Here is an 18,133-nt window from a genome sequence, read left to right on the forward strand (position 1 = left end):
CGCTTGCGAAAGCGGAGAAATGGAAAAGTCTCTAAGGCTGCGCAGCAGCCGGAGGGGCTCGGGCACACTTCTCTGCAGGACCACCTCCTTGGGCCGTTTCCGAGCTGGAAGCGAGGAAACAATCCCAACCTTTTATTCCCTTGAATCGCGGAGAAATGGAATAGACTACTGCCTGCGCAGCAGGCAGAAGGGCTTTGATTCTCTGCAAGGCCCCTTATTGGGAGGCTTCCGAAGTGAAACGAAGGAAGCAATCCCGTGCTCAAAATCGGTTGGATAGACAAAAAGAAAAAAACTACCGGCTGCGAAAGCAGTCGGAAGGGCTCGGGCACACTTCTCTGCAGGACCACCTCCTTGGGCCGTTTTCCGAATATAGTGAGGGAAACAATCCCATCAAAGGGGCATTGGCAACGATCAATATGCCGGATTTAAGTATCTTTCTCGTAATTAATCAGAGATCATGAAGAAGTTAGCCTGTTTGCTCTCCCTATTATTTTTGGTTGTCAGTTCCATCAGGGCTCAGGACCAGGTATATGAACTCAGGATGTATGAGCTGGAATTCTTTCGGCCTGCGGAGGTGCTGCACTCGTATTTTGAAGATGCACTCATCCCCGCCTTAAACAGACAGGGAGTAAGCAATGTGGGAGCCTTTGAAGAGATCGGCGAGTCACTTCCCAAAAAGATTTACTTGCTTATCCCCTATAAGGATATCACTTCCTTTCAGAATAGCAGTAGTGAGCTGTCCACAGATGAGGCCTACCAACAGGCCGCGAGCCCCTATCTGACCTCAGGCCAGGACATGATTCCTTACAAGAGGATTAATGTGAGTCTCATTCATAGTACAGAAAGCTTTCCGGAACTTCAGGTCCCCGCAGATCCAGGATTATTTGAGCTCAGGATCTATGAAAGCCATAATGAAGATGCCTTGAGGCGAAAGTTGAAGATGTTTGAAAGCGAATTTAACATCTTCGAGGATGCCGGATTATCCATGGTATTCTTTGGCAAGAATATTACCGGAGACCAGATGCCTTGTCTGACCTATATGCTGGCTACTGCTGATATGGAAGAAAATAAAAAGGGCTGGGCTAATTTTGTTGAACATCCTCAATGGAAAAAACTTCTTGCTATGGAAGAGTTTAAAAATTCCATGAGTGACATCACACGTGTATTTTTAAAACCATTGAATTATTCCCAATTGTAATATGTAGTTCCGTTTTTGTCTTTTTGTTTCTAACACGGTCCATTTTAGCCGATTAGGTTCTGCTTTGTGATTCCACGACGATCACCTTTCTTCCTGCTCCTCACCTTTATCGATTACTTCTTCCCTCCTGTCATTCAGCAGCCTGCTTTGAGTAGCCGTCTTCATTTCCGCATATCTCGGATCCTGTATATAATCCTCCTTCTGCATCTTCATCACCTCAATGCTCAGAAACCCGAATTCACTCACCACCTTTCCGTAAAAACGATAAATACCCCGCCCCCGGAACCGGTATTTGGCGGCCACAGGCGGGAAGAGGACCGTGTCGAACACCTCCCCCTGCTGGTCGACCAGGGTGGCGAAATTCATCCGCTTGCCGGTATGGGTCTTGGTATTCTTGACCGTGACCAGGTAGCCATAGATGTCTATATAACGCCCCTCGTACCGGGGGAGGTCCTTGCTGCCATGGTCGTTCTTCGGAGGCTCCTTCAGCAAACGAAAGGGACTGCACAGGCAGAACCCCAGAAGTTCCCACTGGGTAAAGGCTGTCTCCAGCTCCGTAGAGTGGAGATGGGGAATACTGAAATCCTGGTGGACGGGCGGGAACAGCTTGGGGTGGTCTATGGCATTGCCTTTGTTCAGAAACAGATGAGCCTCCCACAGGAGTTCGTGCTTATTAATGCCCGTAAAGCGGAAGGCATCGATACGGATCAGGATGCTCACCTGCTCGATAGAGATCATCACCCGGTCCAGGAAATCTTCCAGGGACAGGAAAAGGCCGCGGGCCTTCCGCTCCTTCAGGATGCGGTCCATCACCCGGGCCTCCAGTTCCTTAAGGTATGCAAAGCCCAGGTAAATCTCTTTTCCGTAGATGCAGTTCACCGCTATACTCCTGTTGATACAGGGAGCATGGATCACCGCGCCCAGCATCCGCGCTTCATGCACGTAGAATTCCGGCCGGTAAAAACCACCCCCGTTGTTAAGTACGGCTACCAGGTACTCTAACGGGTAATACGTCCTCAAAAAGAGGCTCTGGTAGCTTTCCACAGCATAGGAGGCCGAGTGGCCCTTGGCAAAGGCATAGCCCGCAAAACTGGCCACCTGGTGCCAGACCTCGTCGATCAGGGAGTCTTCGTACCCCTTCCGACGACAGTTCTCCACAAACTTGTCTTTGATCTTCTGGAACTCCTCCCGGGACCTGTATTTCCCGCTCATCCCCCTGCGAAGGACATCGGCTTCCCCCAGGGTAAGGCCCGCAAAATAGTGGGCCACCTTGATCACGTCTTCCTGGTAGACCATCACCCCATAGGTCTCGGGCATAATGTCTAGCATCACGGGATGCCCCTTCTCCTCTGCCCTTCCGGGATTGCGGTGCCTCATGATGTACTCCCGCATCATCCCGCTCTGGGCCACCCCCGGCCTGATGATGGAACTGGCCGCCACCAGCCCCAGATAGGTGTCTACCTCCAGTTTCCTGAGCAGCATGCGCATGGCGGGCGATTCCACATAGAAGCAGCCCATACACTGGGCAGACCGGATCATGCTGTTGACCTTCGGGTCCTGTTTAAAGGCCTTGATGTCGTGTATGTCGACAGAGGCGTATTCCTCCGGGCGGTTCAGGGCCAGGATCTCTATGGTCTCCTTGATCTTGGCCAGGCCCCGTTGCCCCAGGATGTCGAACTTATACAGGCCTACGTCCTCCGCGATCACCATGTCGAACTGGGTGGTGGGAAAGCCCTTGGGCGGAAGGTGAGTAGCTGAGAATGCGTGCAGGGGTTTCTCGCTGATCAGGATGCCCCCGGCATGAATACTGAGATAATTGGGCATGTCCTTGATCAGGTTGCCGTATTTGAGGACCAGGAGGGAGACCCCGTCCAGTTCCGATGGGTTGTAATGCCCCTCGCACAGGAAGTCGATCTCCGCCTTGGGCAGGCCAAAGACCTTCCCGAGTTCCCGGATCACACCCCTTGATTTAAAAGTGACATAGGTCCCCAGCAGGGCGACATGCGGGAAGCGATCGAAGATGTACTGGGTGATCTCCTCCCGGTCCTTCCAGGAAAAATCGATGTCGAAGTCGGGCGGGTTGGTCCGGTAGAGGTTGATAAATCGCTCGAAGTAAAGATCGAGTTCGATGGGGTCCACATCGGTGATACGCAGCAGGTAGGCCACAATGCTGTTGGCGCCACTCCCCCGACCCACATAATAAAAACCCCGTTTTCGGGCCTCGGAGACGATGTCCCAGTTGATCAGGAAATAGGAGACAAACCCCTTGTCCCTGATGAGCTCCAGCTCCTTGGCCAGGCGGTTGCGGATACGGTCGTCTACTTCCGGATACCGATAGGGCAGCCCCTTTTGGCAGAGCTCTTCGAGGAGGGCCTCATCTTCCTCCCGGCTCCCGAGGTAGGTCCTCAGGTTCTGCGACTCTCGCTCCGGGGAAAAATCGAAGTGGATGCTGCAGGCCTGCATGAGTTTTTCAGTATTCTTCAGGATAAAGGAGTGTTCGGAAAAGACCTCCGCCAGGTTGCGGACGGGGAACATCTTCTCTTCGGGGGAGGCCTGTTCCTCTTGGGGCAGTTTGCTCAGCAGGACGTTGTTGTCTATGGCCCGCAGGAGGCGGTGGGCATTAAAATCCCGCTTGTTCCTGAAGGTAACAGGCTGCAGGACCACCAGCTTGTCTTTGTATTCGATAAGCCTGGAGAAGGGCAACCGCCTCAGGTCTGCCACCGAGATCCCGATATACTCGTGGTCCGAAAAGTGATACTGGTCATTGAGGAGGACCTTCTCGAAGGGATAGATCACAAAAGCGTGTTGAAAAACCGGGGCCTTTGAAGGGATCTTTTTCTCCCGGTGCAGGTGGTGAGACAGGAAATCATTGAGCTCCCGATACCCTTCATTGTTTTTAGCGATCCCCACAAAGCAGGAGTCCACCCCGTTCCGGAAATCGATGCCCAGGATGGGCTGTATCCCAAAGTCGGCTGCCCGGCGGACAAAGTTGAGGCAGGCCGAGGTGTTGTTGATGTCGGTAAGGGCCAGACGGGCGACCTCGTTCTCCCGGGCGAGTTCCAGGAGGGCCACCTCGGAGAAGGTGCCGTAGCGGAGACTGTAGTATGTATGGCAATTTAAATACACAATAATCTTTTTTTCTTTTCATTTCTTTTGCTTGCCCAAAAGAAATGAAACAAAGAAAAGGGCACTTTCTCGTAGGCGATTTTAATGCAAGCATTAAAACCAGAGCCAATCTCCTAGATCGCCTCCAAGGCTTCGGCGATCCTTAACGGAGTTTGCCTCTTTCGCTGACGAGAAAGGATCTTTTTTTCAAAATTTTGGATCAACATTTATACTCAGCAGAGTTTGTTTATCTCCCTTATCTGCAGAATAGGCTGAGAAACTTCGGTGGTACTCGTCCTGCCGAAGGCGGGATGGCGAAGTTTCGATGCCGGTTTTAGCTACCCTGTGTAGCTAAAAATTCCTCAGATAAGGCGTCTTTTCTTTTCTCCCTTTTCTTTGGACGAGCAAAGAAAAGGGATGACAATAATTATTGTTTTCGATGTGCCAGTACAATGGGAGGTTGTCCATTAAACGGATTCACCATCCTCCCTATGGTCTTCGCCCCCATGCCCGAGGCGCGGATGACGCTCTTGTCTCCGAAGCGCTCCCGGATGCGGTCCATGGCCGCATAAAGGTTCAGGGCCTCTTCCGTATCCTCAAACAGGTTGATCTGGTAATTCCCCGGTACCAGGTGACTGAACCTGATCCCGACCAGGCGGACCAGCATCCGCCTGTTATAGAGGGCATTGAACAGCTCCAGTATCCTCGGGATGAGGATGTGGTCTGCACTGGTATACGGGATGCGCATCTGTTTGGAATAGGTGTTGAAATCCGAATAGCGCACTTTTACCGCGATGCAGGCGGTGAGCTTTTCCCCCCGCCTGAGCTGGTAGGCCAGGTTCTCCGTCATGGCGATGAGGATCCCCCTGAGCCTGGCCACATCTATGGTATCCCTGTCGAAGGTGCGTTCCGTAGAGATGGACTTGCGGTCCGAAAAGGGGATGACGGGGGTATTATCTACCCCGTTAGCCCGCTTCCAGATCACCTTCCCGTTGGCTCCCAGCACACGCTGCATCACATCCACAGGCATTTCCTGTATGGTCCTTACCTGCCTCAGCCCGAGGTTGCGAAGAGTCTGGTAGGTCTTGTCGCCCACCATGGGAATCTTCTTGATAGAAAGGGGGGCCAGAAAGGGCTTTTCATAACCAAAATCTACCTTGAGCTGGTTGTTGGGCTTGGCCTCATTGGTCGCCACCTTGGAGACCACCTTGTTTACGGAAAGGCCGAAGGAAATGGGCAGGCCCGTTTCCTTCATGATGGTCCGCCTCAATTCCGTGGCATAGCGGTAACAGCCAAAAAAGCGGTCCATGCCCGAGAGGTCTGCGTAAAATTCATCTATGCTTGATTTTTCGAAGACAGGCACCTTCTCCTTGATGATCTCGGTCACCAGGTCTGAATGCTTGCTGTAGGTGCCTGCATTACCGCGGATCACCACGGCCTCAGGGCAGAGTTCCCGGGCCATCTTCATGGGCATGCCGGAATGCACCCCGAAACCCCGGGTCTCGTAACTGCAGGCAGCCACCACCCCCCGGTCGCTGGTACCCCCCACCAGGATGGGTTTGTTCTTCAGCTCGCTGTTGATGAGCCGCTCCACGGACACAAAAAAAGTGTCGAGATCCAGATGTAAGATCGTCTTTTGCATACCATGAGAAAAGGATAGCTAAATTATGGAATATTTCCATTTATTTGGATTTTTTCCATGTTAAAATTTGTATGCAAAAATGAGAAAGGCCGTGCACTGGGTACACGGCCTGTAGGAATATTGAAACGTTTGGTCGTTATCGCCTAGAGCGACTGAAAAGCCTGGATGATCATGAACACCATAAAGGAGATGAACACGCATCCCACCAGGATAAACAGGTCGATCAGGTCAAATTTCTTTCGCACGGAGCAAACGCGAATCAAATTCAGTTTTTAGTCGAAGGGATATCCCGTCACAAGGCGAAACACAAAAGCGTACACCACCACCAGGAACATGATAAAGCTAAACCAGGCAAAGATTTTAAAGAATTTCCTGAGGAAGAAATTCTCCAGAGCCTTGAACGCTTCCATGTAAATCTCCTTCATGAGTAAAAGTGTCTTCATACCTAACATTTAAATGGTTAAATTCATAATTGTTTGTACCTCCAAAGCTATAATAGAGCCCAAAGTGAAGGGGGAAAATTGGCTGATCGTACCTGAAATGCAGATTAACGACCTATGCACAGACCTTTATCCCCGGGATAACGCTGTTCATCGACAGGCCCCGATTTCTCCTCATCCGTTGTATAGCTGAAGATGATCGATGAACTGCATCAGTGCGAAAATCGTTCTGGAAGGATTTTAAATAATAAGATTGACTGCCACTACAGGTGTGGACTTGTAAATCCAAGAGCAGTTAGCCCTGTCTTTACCTCGGGACAGGACATAAAGAGCTCCCACAACAACCCGGTCCGGTGGTTTTCGATCATGACCACGATGGGTCCCTGATCAATGGCCAGGTAATTGTCCGCATACCAGTCCTCGGTAAGGTTAAAGGCATCGTAAAATCCGTAGGGGCCCCACAACCGCTCCCTGTGGTTCTCATAAAAATTTCGAAGGGCCTCCATGGAGTATTCAGGGGTATAGGGCAGTGATGAAATAGCGGCAGTCGGACTAATCACTCCCAAGTCGTTGGTGGGGCTGTGGGCCGAATATCCCTGGTGGTTGTCGCTGGCCGTCAGCCCCCAGTTTAACCTTCCGTATCCGACATAGCCCCTGGGATTCTCCACACAGTACGCCCGGTTGATCAAACTGTGGTTCACGTTCTGAAGCCAGTAATCGGCGTAGGCGTCCTCAAGCCCCCTGGGATCGAGCCCAAGAAATGAATAATGCGCAAAGAACAGAGGTCCCCCGTAATCCGGTCCAAGCGGCAAGGTCCACTGGCTGTAGTATTCCTGCCCGTTGGTAAAGTCGGCTCCCGAGGTCCACCCATTGTGATACACAGAAGGCGATATGGGATGGGTAGGTGATGATGCAGCGAGGACATAGGTGATCAGGGCTTCGTTATACCCTTTTATCTGGTGGTTGATGGTCCATTCGTATTCCGGCGACCAGTGCCAGGTAAGCACTTCCTGCCCCTGGGTGTACCAGTCCCATTCCACCTCCTGCCAAAGCCGGTTGATCTTTTCCCTGAGGAGAATTTCCTCTTCCGTATCCCCGTCAAAATACTGGCGGGCGGTGAGTAATCCCTGTATCATAAAGGAGGTCTCCACGATATCTCCCCCGTTGTCCTCGGTAAAAAAAGGCCGTACTCTTCCGGTACTGCCATAGTACCAGTGAGGGAAGGCCCCGTGAAATCGATCGCCCGTAAGCAGGAAATCGACTATCGTATGCAGGCGTTCTACGGCTTCGGTTCGACCTATATAGTTGCGCTCCACTCCTACGACCAGTGCCATCACCCCGAAACCGGACCCTCCTGAGGTCACGATCTCATATCCTTCAACCCCGTATGCATCCTTGTTAGACCGCTCAAGTGCCATCCCGCTTACAGGGTGGGCAAAATCCCAGAAGTACTTGAAGGTTTGGGACTGGACCAGGTCCAGCAGTTCTTCGTCAGTCAGTACTTCGGGCGTATTTGATTGTTCCTCTTTAGTCTCCGGGCTTTTCTCTGAACACATCAGGAACAGGGCAGACAACAGCCCTATGGTAAACAAACGAAGCCCCGATACGTATTGTTTCACTTGATCTAGCATTTAGTGCCCCTAAAGTTAGGCCATTATCTGATCAATGTCATATTTCTGTTCCTCAGAAGGACTTAGATTTAGAAGTTACGCCCGTGTCATGAAAAGAAAGGAATATTTTCTGTACTGGTCGCCCCGCGTCCTGGGGATCCTGGCCATCCTGTTTATCAGCATGTTCGCTTTGGACGCCTTTGAACCAGGGCTGACGATCTGGCAACAGCTCGGAGGTTTTCTGATGCACCTCATTCCATCTTTTGTTCTGCTGCTGGTGCTTCTCATCGCATGGAAACGCGAAATGCTGGGTGGCATCATCTTCCTCGTCCTGGGGCTTGGCCTGAGTCCGATTGTCTTTACCCTGAACTACAACATGAATCACTCGGTCCTGATAAGCCTGGGGATCATTGCGCTCATTACCCTTCCCTTTGCCATTGTGGGCATCTTGTTTATTTGGAGCGCCAGATATCAAAGAAGACAATAGAATTAAGGTGCCAGCAACCTGTAATCCGAGGATGCTCTGCAAAGGATGTCAATTCACAGGCAGTCAAGAAAGGATTCAAATGACAGAAATGAGAAGTTGCAAATTCAACAAAGCATGTTGGCTAACCCACAAACAGAGAAGCCGTTCAAGCTATGATAAGCTCAAACGGTATGGGTGTACCTCCGGCGACAATCAGAAGTGGAACCTTTAATTCTTGGTATCTACTTCTTCGTGATTTTGGTTCTTCTTTTTCCTGCACGCGGCGATCTCTGCCGGAGTACAAGGTCTGTTGGGACAAATCAAACATTTATCAACGATGTTGTCATCACTAATCTCATCGTATACAACTTCGTCATTGTTTGTACATGCCAGGGCCAACAGGAGGAACAAGCCATAAACATAACGAATAGGAGAGTATCTTAGCTTCATAGGCAAGTTTTCTAATTAAGATTTGGATCTCTAAGAACTTGTAATCTACCTAAAAAAGCGCCAAAAAGCACAAAAGCCCCGCCCAAAGGTCCAAATTCAGGACAAAATGCACGATATCCTGTGAGGATCAAGGGTTTATAATACCTGCCGAGTCTTCACACCCTCTTTGCGGGACATGAGGTTTTGAAAGCTTATTCCCCGCCCATCTGCCTTTCAAGTTGGCCTGCATCCCGGGTTCGGAATAGAAAAATGAATATGAAATTAGAGTAGCGGCCAATGGCGACCCTGAGGTACTCTGCAAAATTTAGTTTTCCGTCAAAACTCCAAGGTGGGAGCAAAATCATCACTACCAGGGGCTTTCAACCCCAACCCCTTCACTTTCTATGATTATGAGCCCAACTATAAGGAACAGAACAGGTGCACTAATAAGTCCAACCGTTAGCCATGTAGAGGCTTTTTTGTTTTTGGTAAGGACCTCAGTAATATATTCCTCATCCAAAGGGGTTTTAATAAATTTCCCCGATTCCTCATTAACACCATAATAAACCCCATCCTCATAGGAGACGTATTGATACTTGAAACGTTCCCCGTTGGTGTTGGTGATTTTGGTTTTTAATTGTTCCTGAGAGGCCCTTTGCAGTGTTGTGGGCGTCTTGTGATAAACCACACAGCTTTGGAGTAGGATTAATCCAGAGAGAAAAAGCGCAATGACCTTTAGTCTTTTCTTTATCTTTTTCATGACCCCAGTATTTCTATAAAGGTAATGTTGAGATCAAATTTTTCCTATGATATTTGTCATAACGACCTAAAAATCAATGGTCAAAAAGAGACGCTAAGTTCAATAAACGAGGGATCCGTGCTAGAAGAAACAGCAAAACTGGCCGGGATTGCTCGCCTGGCGGCAAGCTTCCCTTCAAGCTCGTTTTGAAAACCGCAAAAAGAAACGCTTTGATTGCTTCAAAAAAAGAAGGAGATCAAACGGCCAAAAGAAGCTGTCAAAACTCGCAGGGATTGCTTGCCTGGCGGCAAGCTTCCCTTCAAGCTCGTTTTGAAAACCGCAAAAAGTTACGCTTCGCTTGCTTCAAAAAAAGAAGTGATCGATTGACCAAAAGTATATGTCAAAACTCGCCGGGATTGCTTGCCTGACGGCAAGCTTCCCTTCAAGCTCGTTTTGAAAACCGCAAAAAGAAGTACTGTATTAAATCGAGGAAAATCTCACTGCCAGAAGTCCGCATCAAAACTCGCCGGGATTGCTTGCCTCTCGGCAAGCTTCCCTTCGAGCTCGTTTTGAGAATCACAAAAAGAAACGCTTCGCTTGCTTTAAAAAAAACCCACTGCACAACTCTTGCATCAAAACTCGCCGGGATTGCTTTCCTCAAGGAAAGCTTCCCTTCAAGCTCGTTTTGAAAACCACAAAAAGTTACGCTTCGCTTGCTTCAAAAAAAGAAGTGATCGATTGACCAAAAGTATATGTCAAAACTCGCCGGGATTGCTTGCCTGACGGCAAGCTTCCCTTCAAGCTCGTTTTGAAAACCGCAAAAAGAAGTACTGTATTAAATCGAGGAAAATCTCACTGCCAGAAGTCCGCATCAAAACTCGCCGGGATTGCTTGCCTCTCGGCAAGCTTCCCTTCGAGCTCGTTTTGAGAATCACAAAAAGAAACGCTTCGCTTGCTTTAAAAAAAACCCACTGCACAACTCTTGCATCAAAACTCGCCGGGATTGCTTTCCTCAAGGAAAGCTTCCCTTCAAGCTCGTTTTGAAAACCACAAAAAGAAGCATTTCGTTCGCTCCAAAAAAAGAAGCGAGCTTCTTTTTTGAAGCTCGCTCATACTTCCACCTTTTTGTGGTTTATCCGTACCTCGGGTGGGAATCGAACCCACACGATATTGCTATCACTGGATTTTGAATCCAGCGCGTCTACCAATTCCGCCACCGAGGCTATTCAGTCCCTATAAAGGAACTAAAGTATTTTTAATTTTTCTTTACCAGAACCAGACTTCCAGTACTTCTCTCTTTGTCTGGCCAACTTTCTACTTGCACATTCCTCTTTATAGATCAGGTTAAAAGGTGCATAAGGCCTGGTTGTCTTTTCCCAACCTCTATTATGCCTTCTCAACCGATCCTCCAGATTGGAAGTCATTCCCACATAAATATATTCATATGAGATACTCCTAATGGCATATACCCAAATCATACATCATCATCTCCAGCGCGCCTGCCTGCCGGCAGGCAGGTCTACCAATTCCGCCACCGAGGCAAATGGGTGTGCAAAGCTAAAAAATAATTTGGTTTGCACCCTGAAAATTCTGCCCATTAATCAGCGGTAACACAAATAATTGTTTAAATTTGCACCTCCTTTGAAAAAAGGCGCTGTAAAAAACTAGCGAACAAGCATTTAACCATGCCGTATCAAGTACCAGAACCGAAGATCTTTGCCTGTACCCAGAGTATGGAACTGGGGCAGAAAATTGCCAAGTCCTATGGAACGGACCTGGGGAAGGTTCTGTTCTCTCGCTACAGCGACGGTGAGTTCCAGCCCTCTTTTGAGGAATCCATCCGCGGGACCCGCATCTTTATCATCGGCTCAACTCACCCGGGCCCCGAAAACCTGATGGAGATGCTGTTGATGATCGATGCTGCCAAAAGGGCTTCGGCCAGGCACATCACCGCGGTAATGCCATACTTTGGATGGGCCCGCCAGGACCGCAAGGACAAACCCAGGGTACCCATCGCTGCCAAGCTGGTAGCCAAAATGCTGGAGACAGCCGGTGCTACCCGCATCATCACCATGGACCTGCACGCAGACCAGATACAAGGGTTTTTTGAAAAGCCGGTAGACCACCTGTTTGCCTCTACCCTTTTCCTGCCCTACCTGAAAAAATTAAAATTGAAGAACCTGACCATAGCCTCTCCGGACATGGGCGGTTCTAAAAGGGCATACGCCTATTCCAAAGCCCTTTCAAGCGATGTAGTGATCTGTTACAAGCAGAGGGCGAAGGCCAACAAGATCTCCCATATGGAACTCATAGGGGAGGTGACTGACAGGAACGTGGTCCTGGTAGACGATATGGTGGACACGGCAGGTACGCTGACCAAGGCCGCAGACCTGATGATGGAAAGAGGAGCGCTGAGTGTTAGGGCTATCACCACCCACGGCCTGCTCTCCGGAAACGCCTATGAAAGGATAGAGAAGTCGAAATTACAGGAACTGATCATTACAGATTCCATTCCGACAGATGCTAAAAGCGACAAAATAAAGGTATTGAGCTGTGCAGACCTGTTTGCAGATGTGATGCACCGGGTACATCACAACACCTCAATCGCCTCAAAATTTATTATGTAAATTTTTATCTAAATCAATATAATGAAGTCAATTACAATCAAAGGATCAGAAAGAGAAAGCGTGGGCAAGAAGGCAACGAAGGCCCTACGTAATGCTGGAAAGGTCCCTTGCGTGGTATACGGAGGGGAAAAGCCATTGCACTTTGCAGCAGATGAACTATCGTTCAGAGATTTGGTGTACACCCCAAACGCCCACACTGTTGTGGTTGAACTGGAAGACGGGAAAAAAGTGAATGCCATCATGCAGGACATTCAGTTTCACCCTGTGACGGATAACATCCTTCACATCGATTTCTACCAGCTGTTCGAAGACAAGGAGCTCACCATGAAAATCCCCGTACGCCTGCACGGAAACTCCCCGGGGGTACGGAATGGAGGCCGACTCTTGTTCAGGAAACGAAAGCTGGCTATCAGGGCCCTCCCCGGGAACCTGCCGGATTTCTTCGACGTAGACATCTCTACGCTCAAGATTGGGGACAACATCACTGTGGAGTCCCTGCTGAGTGATAAATTCACCATCCTTCACCCAGACACTACCGTTGTGGTACAGGTGAAAATGGCCCGTGCTGCTGTGGTGGTCGAAGAAGAAGGTGAAGACGAAGAACTCGAAGGAGCAGAAGCTGCTGCTGAAGGAGAAGCCGCTCCTGCAGAAGCTGCCGAAGCCGCTGCTGAAGAGAAGGAATAAATTTTCCAGCGAACATTCACAAAGCATCCCCGGATTTTTTCTTGGGATGCTTTTGTATTTTAGCAGAGTGAGATCCATTTTATGCGCTCCTTACTCTCTTTCCTGTTCGGTACATCTTCATCCCTCCTTAAAGAAGAAGACCCCATGAAAAAATATCTGATCGCAGGCCTGGGCAACATAGGGCCTGATTACGTGAATACCCGTCACAACATTGGCTTCCAGGTGCTCGATGCGCTTGCAGAAAAAAAAGAGATCCCCTTTGCACCCAACAGGCTCGGAGAAACAGCCACCTACAAAATCAAAGGCCGCAGCGTTCTACTGCTCAAACCTTCGACCTTTATGAACCGGAGCGGGAAGGCCGTGCATTACTGGCTGGAAAAAGAAAAGATCCCCCGGGAACATTTATTGATCATCACTGATGATATCAACCTGCCTTTCGGGACGCTCCGACTCAAGACCAAAGGCAGCGATGGGGGGCACAACGGCCTGGCCGATGTACAGCAAACCCTCCAAACAGCTAACTACAACAGGCTGAGGTTCGGGCTCGGCTCCGATTTTCCGAAAGGGAGACAGGTAGAATACGTCCTTGGGAGCTGGAATGAGGAGGAAATTAAAGCCATGCCTGAACGCCTGAACAGATGCGTAGATCTTGTGGAATCATTTGTATTGCAAGGGGTGAATATCACCATGAATACCTTCAACAATACCTGATCAGCGGATCACCCTGAAGGAATACACTCCGGAATCGGAAGTGTTTCCTTCCCTGTCGATGGTTACGACCCTCCAGTAATAGACCGCGTCTATCGCTACGCTCGTATTCACCTGGGTGATGCTTACCGATGGTGAAGCCACCAGTTGCTGGGGATCCGGATCTGTGTCCAGATAAACCTCGTAAGACTGTATATCGTTATCTGCGTCGGCCCCTGTCCACCTCAGTGTAACCTCATTGTTGATATCCCTCACGACCGAGGCTCCTGAGGCCGGTTCCAGCAACCTTGCCGGAAACGGCGGGTAGGTGGTCTGTGTCCCCGCATTGTAGAAGTACCATTCCTCACTTACCGCGATCTCCTGCGTCTCCGCATTTCTGGTAGTAACCCTCCATTTGTAAGGTGTACCTTTCAGGATCGGAACGCGAGCACTTAAGGCAGTAGTAGGTGCATTGGTAATGGAAATCCCCGTGAGAATATTGGTCACCCTCAGCTCATAAGTGTCGGCATACCTGGCTTCCTGCCAGCGGAATTCCACCTGGCTCGTCGTAGTGTTCAGGCTAACGCCTGTTGTACATTCCGAATTCTGCAAAGGAAAACTGAGCAAAGTAGCCTCCGGCGGTTTGGGCGAATCCTTCCCGCAAGCCATCGACAATAACAACACGAATAGATTAAGCTCTTTTCTCATCGCTTTATGACCTTAGTTGTGTAGTTGATTTGCTCCCCGCTTACTCTCAGAAGATAAACCCCTGCTGGCAAATTGCTGAGTTCCATCCTGACGACCTCTTGGGTCGAAGAAAATATATCGGTGTATACCTCCTGCCCCAGAAGATTGTACAATCTGACTTCAACCGGGGTATTTGCCGGTGGTACAAAAACCTCGAGTTCTCCCTGGAACGGGTTTGGATAAACCACGGGGTTATCACCTACGAAGACCGACTCTTCAAATACCCCCTGGCACGGAAGGGCACCCGTGACCTTAATGGTATTCAATCCCTGTCTGAGGGTTAGTGTATACTCGCTCTGGGTGGTCTGGGTGAGGATTCCATTCAGCTCCACGTTGTAGAGCTCGGAACCGCTTAGGCTCAATGTAGCCAGCGATGCATCCTGGTCAAGGGATATCAGGACCGAAAGGGGATCCGGTTCTGAGATCACAAAGTCAAAACAGTATTCCTCATAGGTGATGCTTCCATTCGTAGCCCCGATGCAGGCCGAATAGGTACCTGCGGAAAGTCCGGTCAACCCATAGGTTCCGGTAAAGCCAGCAGATTCATTCACCCCGTTTCCAATTACAGATATCGTATAATTCAGCGAGGCATTGGCCGTAATATCAATGCCCCCATCATTGCTGCTGATACAGGACTCACTGGTGAGCATCACATTGAAATTGTCCTGCTCAAAACGGTAGACCGGGCATCCGTCTGCATTGACCTCCGTATTCGGAGGGGTACCAAGGCAGAGGTCATCTCCGTCATCGAAGACGTTATCCCCATCCGCGTCTGGCCTGAAAACACCTTCAACACAGAGCTCTAAGGTAAAGTCCTGAATAAAGCCGCCATCGGCAGGGGCAGTATCCCTTACCAGCAGGATCCATTCCCCGAAGGAGGATTCCCCATTAAATGAAGCCAGGGACCCCAGGGGTTTTACCGTACCGCTGATGGCTGGGTCTCCACCACATACGAAAGGCGAAGCCGAATCGTCAAAAACAGCATTGATATTTTCGAGCTGAGAACAGGAATTGGAGGTTAGGATCACCTCTGTACCAGCAGGAGAGATCAGGCTGATGATCAGGTCTGAAAGATAGGTGTGTTCTATATCCAGTGAGACATTGATATCTGCCACCGGGAGATCGTCCACCACCATGATACTGGCCTGAACCGTAGGAGTACCTGTTGATGAAATGGATATGGGAAGACCCTGGGCACTCTTAAATTTACAGTTAACCGGCAGGGTGGTAAAACTAAAGGCGCTTCCGAACACCCCTTCCCCGCAATTGGTCACAGGCTTGACCCTCCAGTAATAAGTGGTCTCCGGCAAAAGGGTTTCAGGGATATAGCTCTTGGATATAACGCGTGCACTCTGTACGACCGAGGTAAATGCCGCATCAGTAGCGATCTCCACGTCATAGGCGTTATTGATGGCCGGAGTATCCCAACTGAGGATAGGCCTCAGGGGAATATCTGCGGAGGCATTGGTTGGACTGATCAAAGTAACTTCAGGAAAGTCCGTATCGAAAACATTCAGGACAATGGTAACCTCCTGGGTGAAGGAGGGGGCAGTAGCCCGTACTTGAATGGGATATGAACCTTCTGCCACCGAGGTTGCGTTAGAGATGGTCATATCTACAGGGGTACCGTTTGCAGTGGCCGTACCCGGAGCAAAGGAAGCCGTAAGCGCACCGGGAAGCCCGAGAGCACTGAAGGTCACTTCCTCGTTAAAACCGCCATACGTTTGGTAAACAAATGGAATAATCTCATCTGTAGGCTGACATACATCAAAGTCCAGGTCGTCAAATTGAAGGACGATGGGTGACTCCTCTATCGTAAAATTACCGCTGTTGACCCCAAAGAATATATTGTTCCTGCCCTTGACCATGATCCGGGCAGTAGTGGTCGCATTTCCCGGTAAGAGTACTTCGTGAGAGCCGTCATTGGCTGCCTTTTCCGACAATTCGAAAGGAAAGGTAACTCCGCCGTCTATCGACAGAAAGATCTGCACGAATTGGGCATTTATAGGGGGTGAGTCGGTATTTGCCACATCCCAGGTCACAGTCTGTATGGATCCCGCGCTATAGGTCTCAGCAGCTGCCTGGGAGGTCACGACAAAAGGGCCGGCTGCATTACTGACGCGTACATTCACGACATCAGAGGCCACCTGGCCTCCTTCCGGCGAATTGTCCCGTACAGTAAGGGCAAAATTCATCTCCCTCTCTATATTGGAAACGGTTTCCCAGGCCGAATTCACAGGAGGGTTGGTCTGGGTCAACTGTCCCTGCACCACTCTTGAGAGTCGCGGGAAATACCGCACTGTATCCGTGGTAGGAGGTAAAGACCTGAAATTGGCCCCACTGGCATTCTGGGGGCCGAAAGTGCTGGTTGTAACCACCCCGTTGTCTACCTGTTCCCAGGCAAAGGTGAGCACGTCTGTGGGATCGGGATCTGTAGCTGTCCCTGAAAGCAGAAAGGCGGTCCCTTTCGGGATCACATAATCTACGGAGGGGGTGATTACCGGTGGTGAATTGGCGATGGCAGTCTCAACGGCACAAGTGGTGCTGAGTACGTATTCCGAGATCTGGAAAATACTGATGTAATGAAAGTAATCATCCCCATTACTCTGTACATTTTCCCCCTGTACGATCCCTGCATAACCCATGATGGTAGATCCGCTTGCAGGCTCTACCTGTACTCCTGTCCCTTCCGAATCGAAGGACCAGGTATGATTGGCCCCGAACTGGTGTCCCAGCTCATGAGAAACATAGTCGAGGTCAAACAGATCGCCCTGGGGATTCAGTGCAGCCGAGAAGGCACTTCCTTTCTGGTTGGTACGGCACACGGATCCAATAAAGCCCGCATTCCCTCCATTTGTATCTTCATGGAAAAGGTGTCCTACATCATAGTTGAGATCTCCGATAAGATTGTTCAAAGTGGTCTGGACCTCCGAGTTCAAATTGGCCTGGTAAGGGTCGGTTTCCGGGTCGGTATAGATCACCAGGTCATTGTTGGCAACCAGTTCAAGGGTGATCCCCAGGTCCCTGTGAAAAACTTCGTTCACCCGGGTCAGGGTGGCGTTGATGGCAGCCAGGGCATCGGGGACGGTACCCCCGTGGTACTGGGTGTATTCGCCTGTGGCGGAAACGGCGATCCTGTATGTCCTGAGGCGCTGGTCATCAACGAGTTTGGCAGTGCTTTCACGGCCTGCCTGCATCCGTTTGTCTTCCGTGGCACAAATGAATGATTCTGCTTCCCCCGTGTCCCCTTCCCGGTTGTAAAGCACATAATCCTTTGACTTACGGGAAACTTTCTGCAAGAACCATTTGTTTTCTGTTCCCGGGTTAACAAACATGGCTTCCAATCCGTTCTGGGAAACGCTAAAACGTACTCGTTTAGTTCTGTCATTGACAGCTGTACCGGTATAAGACCGGATTTGCGGATATCGCGCGGTGAGTTCTGGTGCAAAAACAGGCGTTTCTCGCACAGTATAGGCCACAGGTACACCTTCCGGGGTAGGAAAATAAATTAGCGTCCTGTCTGTAATTTTGGAAGTGATACGGGTCAGCTCCCGGCTAAGCGATTCATCCTCCAGCGAATAGAATTGGACTTTTTGATTCTCCAGTCGTTCTATATCAGGAGGCAGGAGCTGGGTTTGTACCTCGGCAGGTTGCCAGTATCCTGATTGTGCTGCAGTATAAAAGCAGGCAAACAACATGGTTATTGGCAAAACAAGACGTAGTTTTGTCGTCATTCGGGGACTTTAAAAAATTAAAAGT

General features: G+C 49.8%; 14 protein-coding genes and 1 tRNA gene. 5 read left to right on the top strand and 10 right to left on the bottom strand.

All coding sequences use genetic code 11. The annotated features are described in order from the left end of the window. Positions 1-457: 457 nt before the first annotated feature. Positions 458-1,198, top strand: a complete 741-nt coding sequence (locus IEV19_RS06570; protein ID WP_188369863.1) for an NIPSNAP family protein — start codon at positions 458-460, stop codon at positions 1,196-1,198. 81 nt (positions 1,199-1,279) lie between these two features. Here the strand turns inward: IEV19_RS06570 and IEV19_RS06575 are convergent, their stop codons facing one another. The 4 genes from IEV19_RS06575 to IEV19_RS06590 form a co-directional block, all read right to left on the bottom strand. Then, on the bottom strand, positions 1,280-4,324 hold the full coding sequence (locus IEV19_RS06575) for a DNA polymerase III subunit alpha (RefSeq protein ID WP_188369864.1): 3,045 nt from the start codon (positions 4,322-4,324) through the stop codon (positions 1,280-1,282). Between the two features lie 406 nt (positions 4,325-4,730). Continuing rightward, positions 4,731-5,945, bottom strand: coding sequence for a DNA polymerase Y family protein (locus IEV19_RS06580; protein ID WP_188369865.1), 1,215 nt, complete (start codon positions 5,943-5,945; stop codon positions 4,731-4,733). A 272-nt stretch (positions 5,946-6,217) separates the two neighbouring features. Continuing rightward, complete coding sequence (locus tag IEV19_RS06585) at positions 6,218-6,388, bottom strand: DUF6747 family protein (protein WP_188369866.1); 171 nt, start codon at positions 6,386-6,388, stop codon at positions 6,218-6,220. Between the two features lie 260 nt (positions 6,389-6,648). Further along, complete coding sequence (locus IEV19_RS06590; protein ID WP_308418527.1) at positions 6,649-8,004, bottom strand: glucoamylase family protein; 1,356 nt, start codon at positions 8,002-8,004, stop codon at positions 6,649-6,651. Positions 8,005-8,104: 100 nt separating this feature from the next. Between IEV19_RS06590 and IEV19_RS06595 the strand changes: the two genes are divergently transcribed. Next, entirely contained in the window at positions 8,105-8,482 is a 378-nt protein-coding gene (locus IEV19_RS06595; RefSeq protein ID WP_188369868.1) for a DUF7670 domain-containing protein, read from the top strand. Positions 8,483-8,689: 207 nt separating this feature from the next. On the opposite strand, the gene IEV19_RS06600 is transcribed toward IEV19_RS06595, so the two are convergent. The 4 genes from IEV19_RS06600 to IEV19_RS06615 form a co-directional block, all read right to left on the bottom strand. Continuing rightward, complete coding sequence (locus IEV19_RS06600) at positions 8,690-8,911, bottom strand: hypothetical protein (protein ID WP_188369869.1); 222 nt, start codon at positions 8,909-8,911, stop codon at positions 8,690-8,692. A gap of 346 nt (positions 8,912-9,257) precedes the next feature. Then, positions 9,258-9,650, bottom strand: a complete 393-nt coding sequence (locus tag IEV19_RS06605) for a hypothetical protein (RefSeq protein ID WP_188369870.1) — start codon at positions 9,648-9,650, stop codon at positions 9,258-9,260. A 1,118-nt stretch (positions 9,651-10,768) separates the two neighbouring features. Further along, a tRNA-Leu gene (locus tag IEV19_RS06610) sits at positions 10,769-10,852 on the bottom strand. A 21-nt stretch (positions 10,853-10,873) separates the two neighbouring features. After that, on the bottom strand, positions 10,874-11,107 hold the full coding sequence (locus IEV19_RS06615; RefSeq protein WP_188369871.1) for a GIY-YIG nuclease family protein: 234 nt from the start codon (positions 11,105-11,107) through the stop codon (positions 10,874-10,876). 207 nt (positions 11,108-11,314) lie between these two features. Here IEV19_RS06615 and IEV19_RS06620 point away from each other — a divergent pair, with 207 nt between their 5' ends. The 3 genes from IEV19_RS06620 to pth all read left to right on the top strand — a co-directional run bounded on the left by IEV19_RS06620 (position 11,315) and on the right by pth (position 13,651). Continuing rightward, positions 11,315-12,256, top strand: a complete 942-nt coding sequence (locus tag IEV19_RS06620) for a ribose-phosphate pyrophosphokinase (RefSeq protein ID WP_188369872.1) — start codon at positions 11,315-11,317, stop codon at positions 12,254-12,256. Between the two features lie 21 nt (positions 12,257-12,277). Next, a complete protein-coding gene (locus IEV19_RS06625) occupies positions 12,278-12,940 on the top strand; it encodes a 50S ribosomal protein L25/general stress protein Ctc (RefSeq protein WP_188369873.1) in 663 nt (220 codons plus the stop codon). An 81-nt stretch (positions 12,941-13,021) separates the two neighbouring features. After that, the gene (gene pth, locus IEV19_RS06630) at positions 13,022-13,651 is read left to right on the top strand and encodes an aminoacyl-tRNA hydrolase (protein ID WP_188369874.1); all 630 of its coding nucleotides are present in this window, start codon (positions 13,022-13,024) and stop codon (positions 13,649-13,651) included. Here the strand turns inward: pth and IEV19_RS06635 are convergent, their stop codons facing one another. Both IEV19_RS06635 and IEV19_RS06640 read right to left on the bottom strand, forming a co-directional pair. After that, on the bottom strand, positions 13,652-14,335 hold the full coding sequence (locus IEV19_RS06635; RefSeq protein WP_188369875.1) for a hypothetical protein: 684 nt from the start codon (positions 14,333-14,335) through the stop codon (positions 13,652-13,654). Then, positions 14,332-18,108: a reprolysin-like metallopeptidase gene (locus IEV19_RS06640; protein ID WP_188369876.1), complete on the bottom strand. Its 3,777-nt coding sequence runs from the start codon at positions 18,106-18,108 to the stop codon at positions 14,332-14,334. Before IEV19_RS06640 ends, IEV19_RS06635 begins: the two co-directional genes overlap by 4 nt. Between the last annotated feature and the right edge of the window lie 25 nt (positions 18,109-18,133).

The sequence above is a fragment of the Muriicola marianensis genome (assembly GCF_014638095.1).
Lineage (GTDB): Bacteria > Bacteroidota > Bacteroidia > Flavobacteriales > Flavobacteriaceae > Muriicola > Muriicola marianensis.

What these genes read in the sequence shown, in the direction of transcription:
- IEV19_RS06570 (WP_188369863.1), top strand. Translation starts at nt 458, where the DNA reads ATGAAGAAGTTAGCCTGTTTGCTCTCCCTATTATTTTTGGTTGTCAGT.
- IEV19_RS06580 (WP_188369865.1), bottom strand. Translation starts at nt 5,945, where the DNA reads ATGCAAAAGACGATCTTACATCTGGATCTCGACACTTTTTTTGTGTCC.
- IEV19_RS06585 (WP_188369866.1), bottom strand. Translation starts at nt 6,388, where the DNA reads ATGAAGACACTTTTACTCATGAAGGAGATTTACATGGAAGCGTTCAAG.
- IEV19_RS06595 (WP_188369868.1), top strand. Translation starts at nt 8,105, where the DNA reads ATGAAAAGAAAGGAATATTTTCTGTACTGGTCGCCCCGCGTCCTGGGG.
- IEV19_RS06600 (WP_188369869.1), bottom strand. Translation starts at nt 8,911, where the DNA reads ATGAAGCTAAGATACTCTCCTATTCGTTATGTTTATGGCTTGTTCCTC.
- IEV19_RS06605 (WP_188369870.1), bottom strand. Translation starts at nt 9,650, where the DNA reads ATGAAAAAGATAAAGAAAAGACTAAAGGTCATTGCGCTTTTTCTCTCT.
- IEV19_RS06615 (WP_188369871.1), bottom strand. Translation starts at nt 11,107, where the DNA reads ATGATTTGGGTATATGCCATTAGGAGTATCTCATATGAATATATTTAT.
- IEV19_RS06620 (WP_188369872.1), top strand. Translation starts at nt 11,315, where the DNA reads ATGCCGTATCAAGTACCAGAACCGAAGATCTTTGCCTGTACCCAGAGT.
- IEV19_RS06625 (WP_188369873.1), top strand. Translation starts at nt 12,278, where the DNA reads ATGAAGTCAATTACAATCAAAGGATCAGAAAGAGAAAGCGTGGGCAAG.
- pth (WP_188369874.1), top strand. Translation starts at nt 13,022, where the DNA reads ATGCGCTCCTTACTCTCTTTCCTGTTCGGTACATCTTCATCCCTCCTT.
- IEV19_RS06635 (WP_188369875.1), bottom strand. Translation starts at nt 14,335, where the DNA reads ATGAGAAAAGAGCTTAATCTATTCGTGTTGTTATTGTCGATGGCTTGC.
- IEV19_RS06640 (WP_188369876.1), bottom strand. Translation starts at nt 18,108, where the DNA reads ATGACGACAAAACTACGTCTTGTTTTGCCAATAACCATGTTGTTTGCC.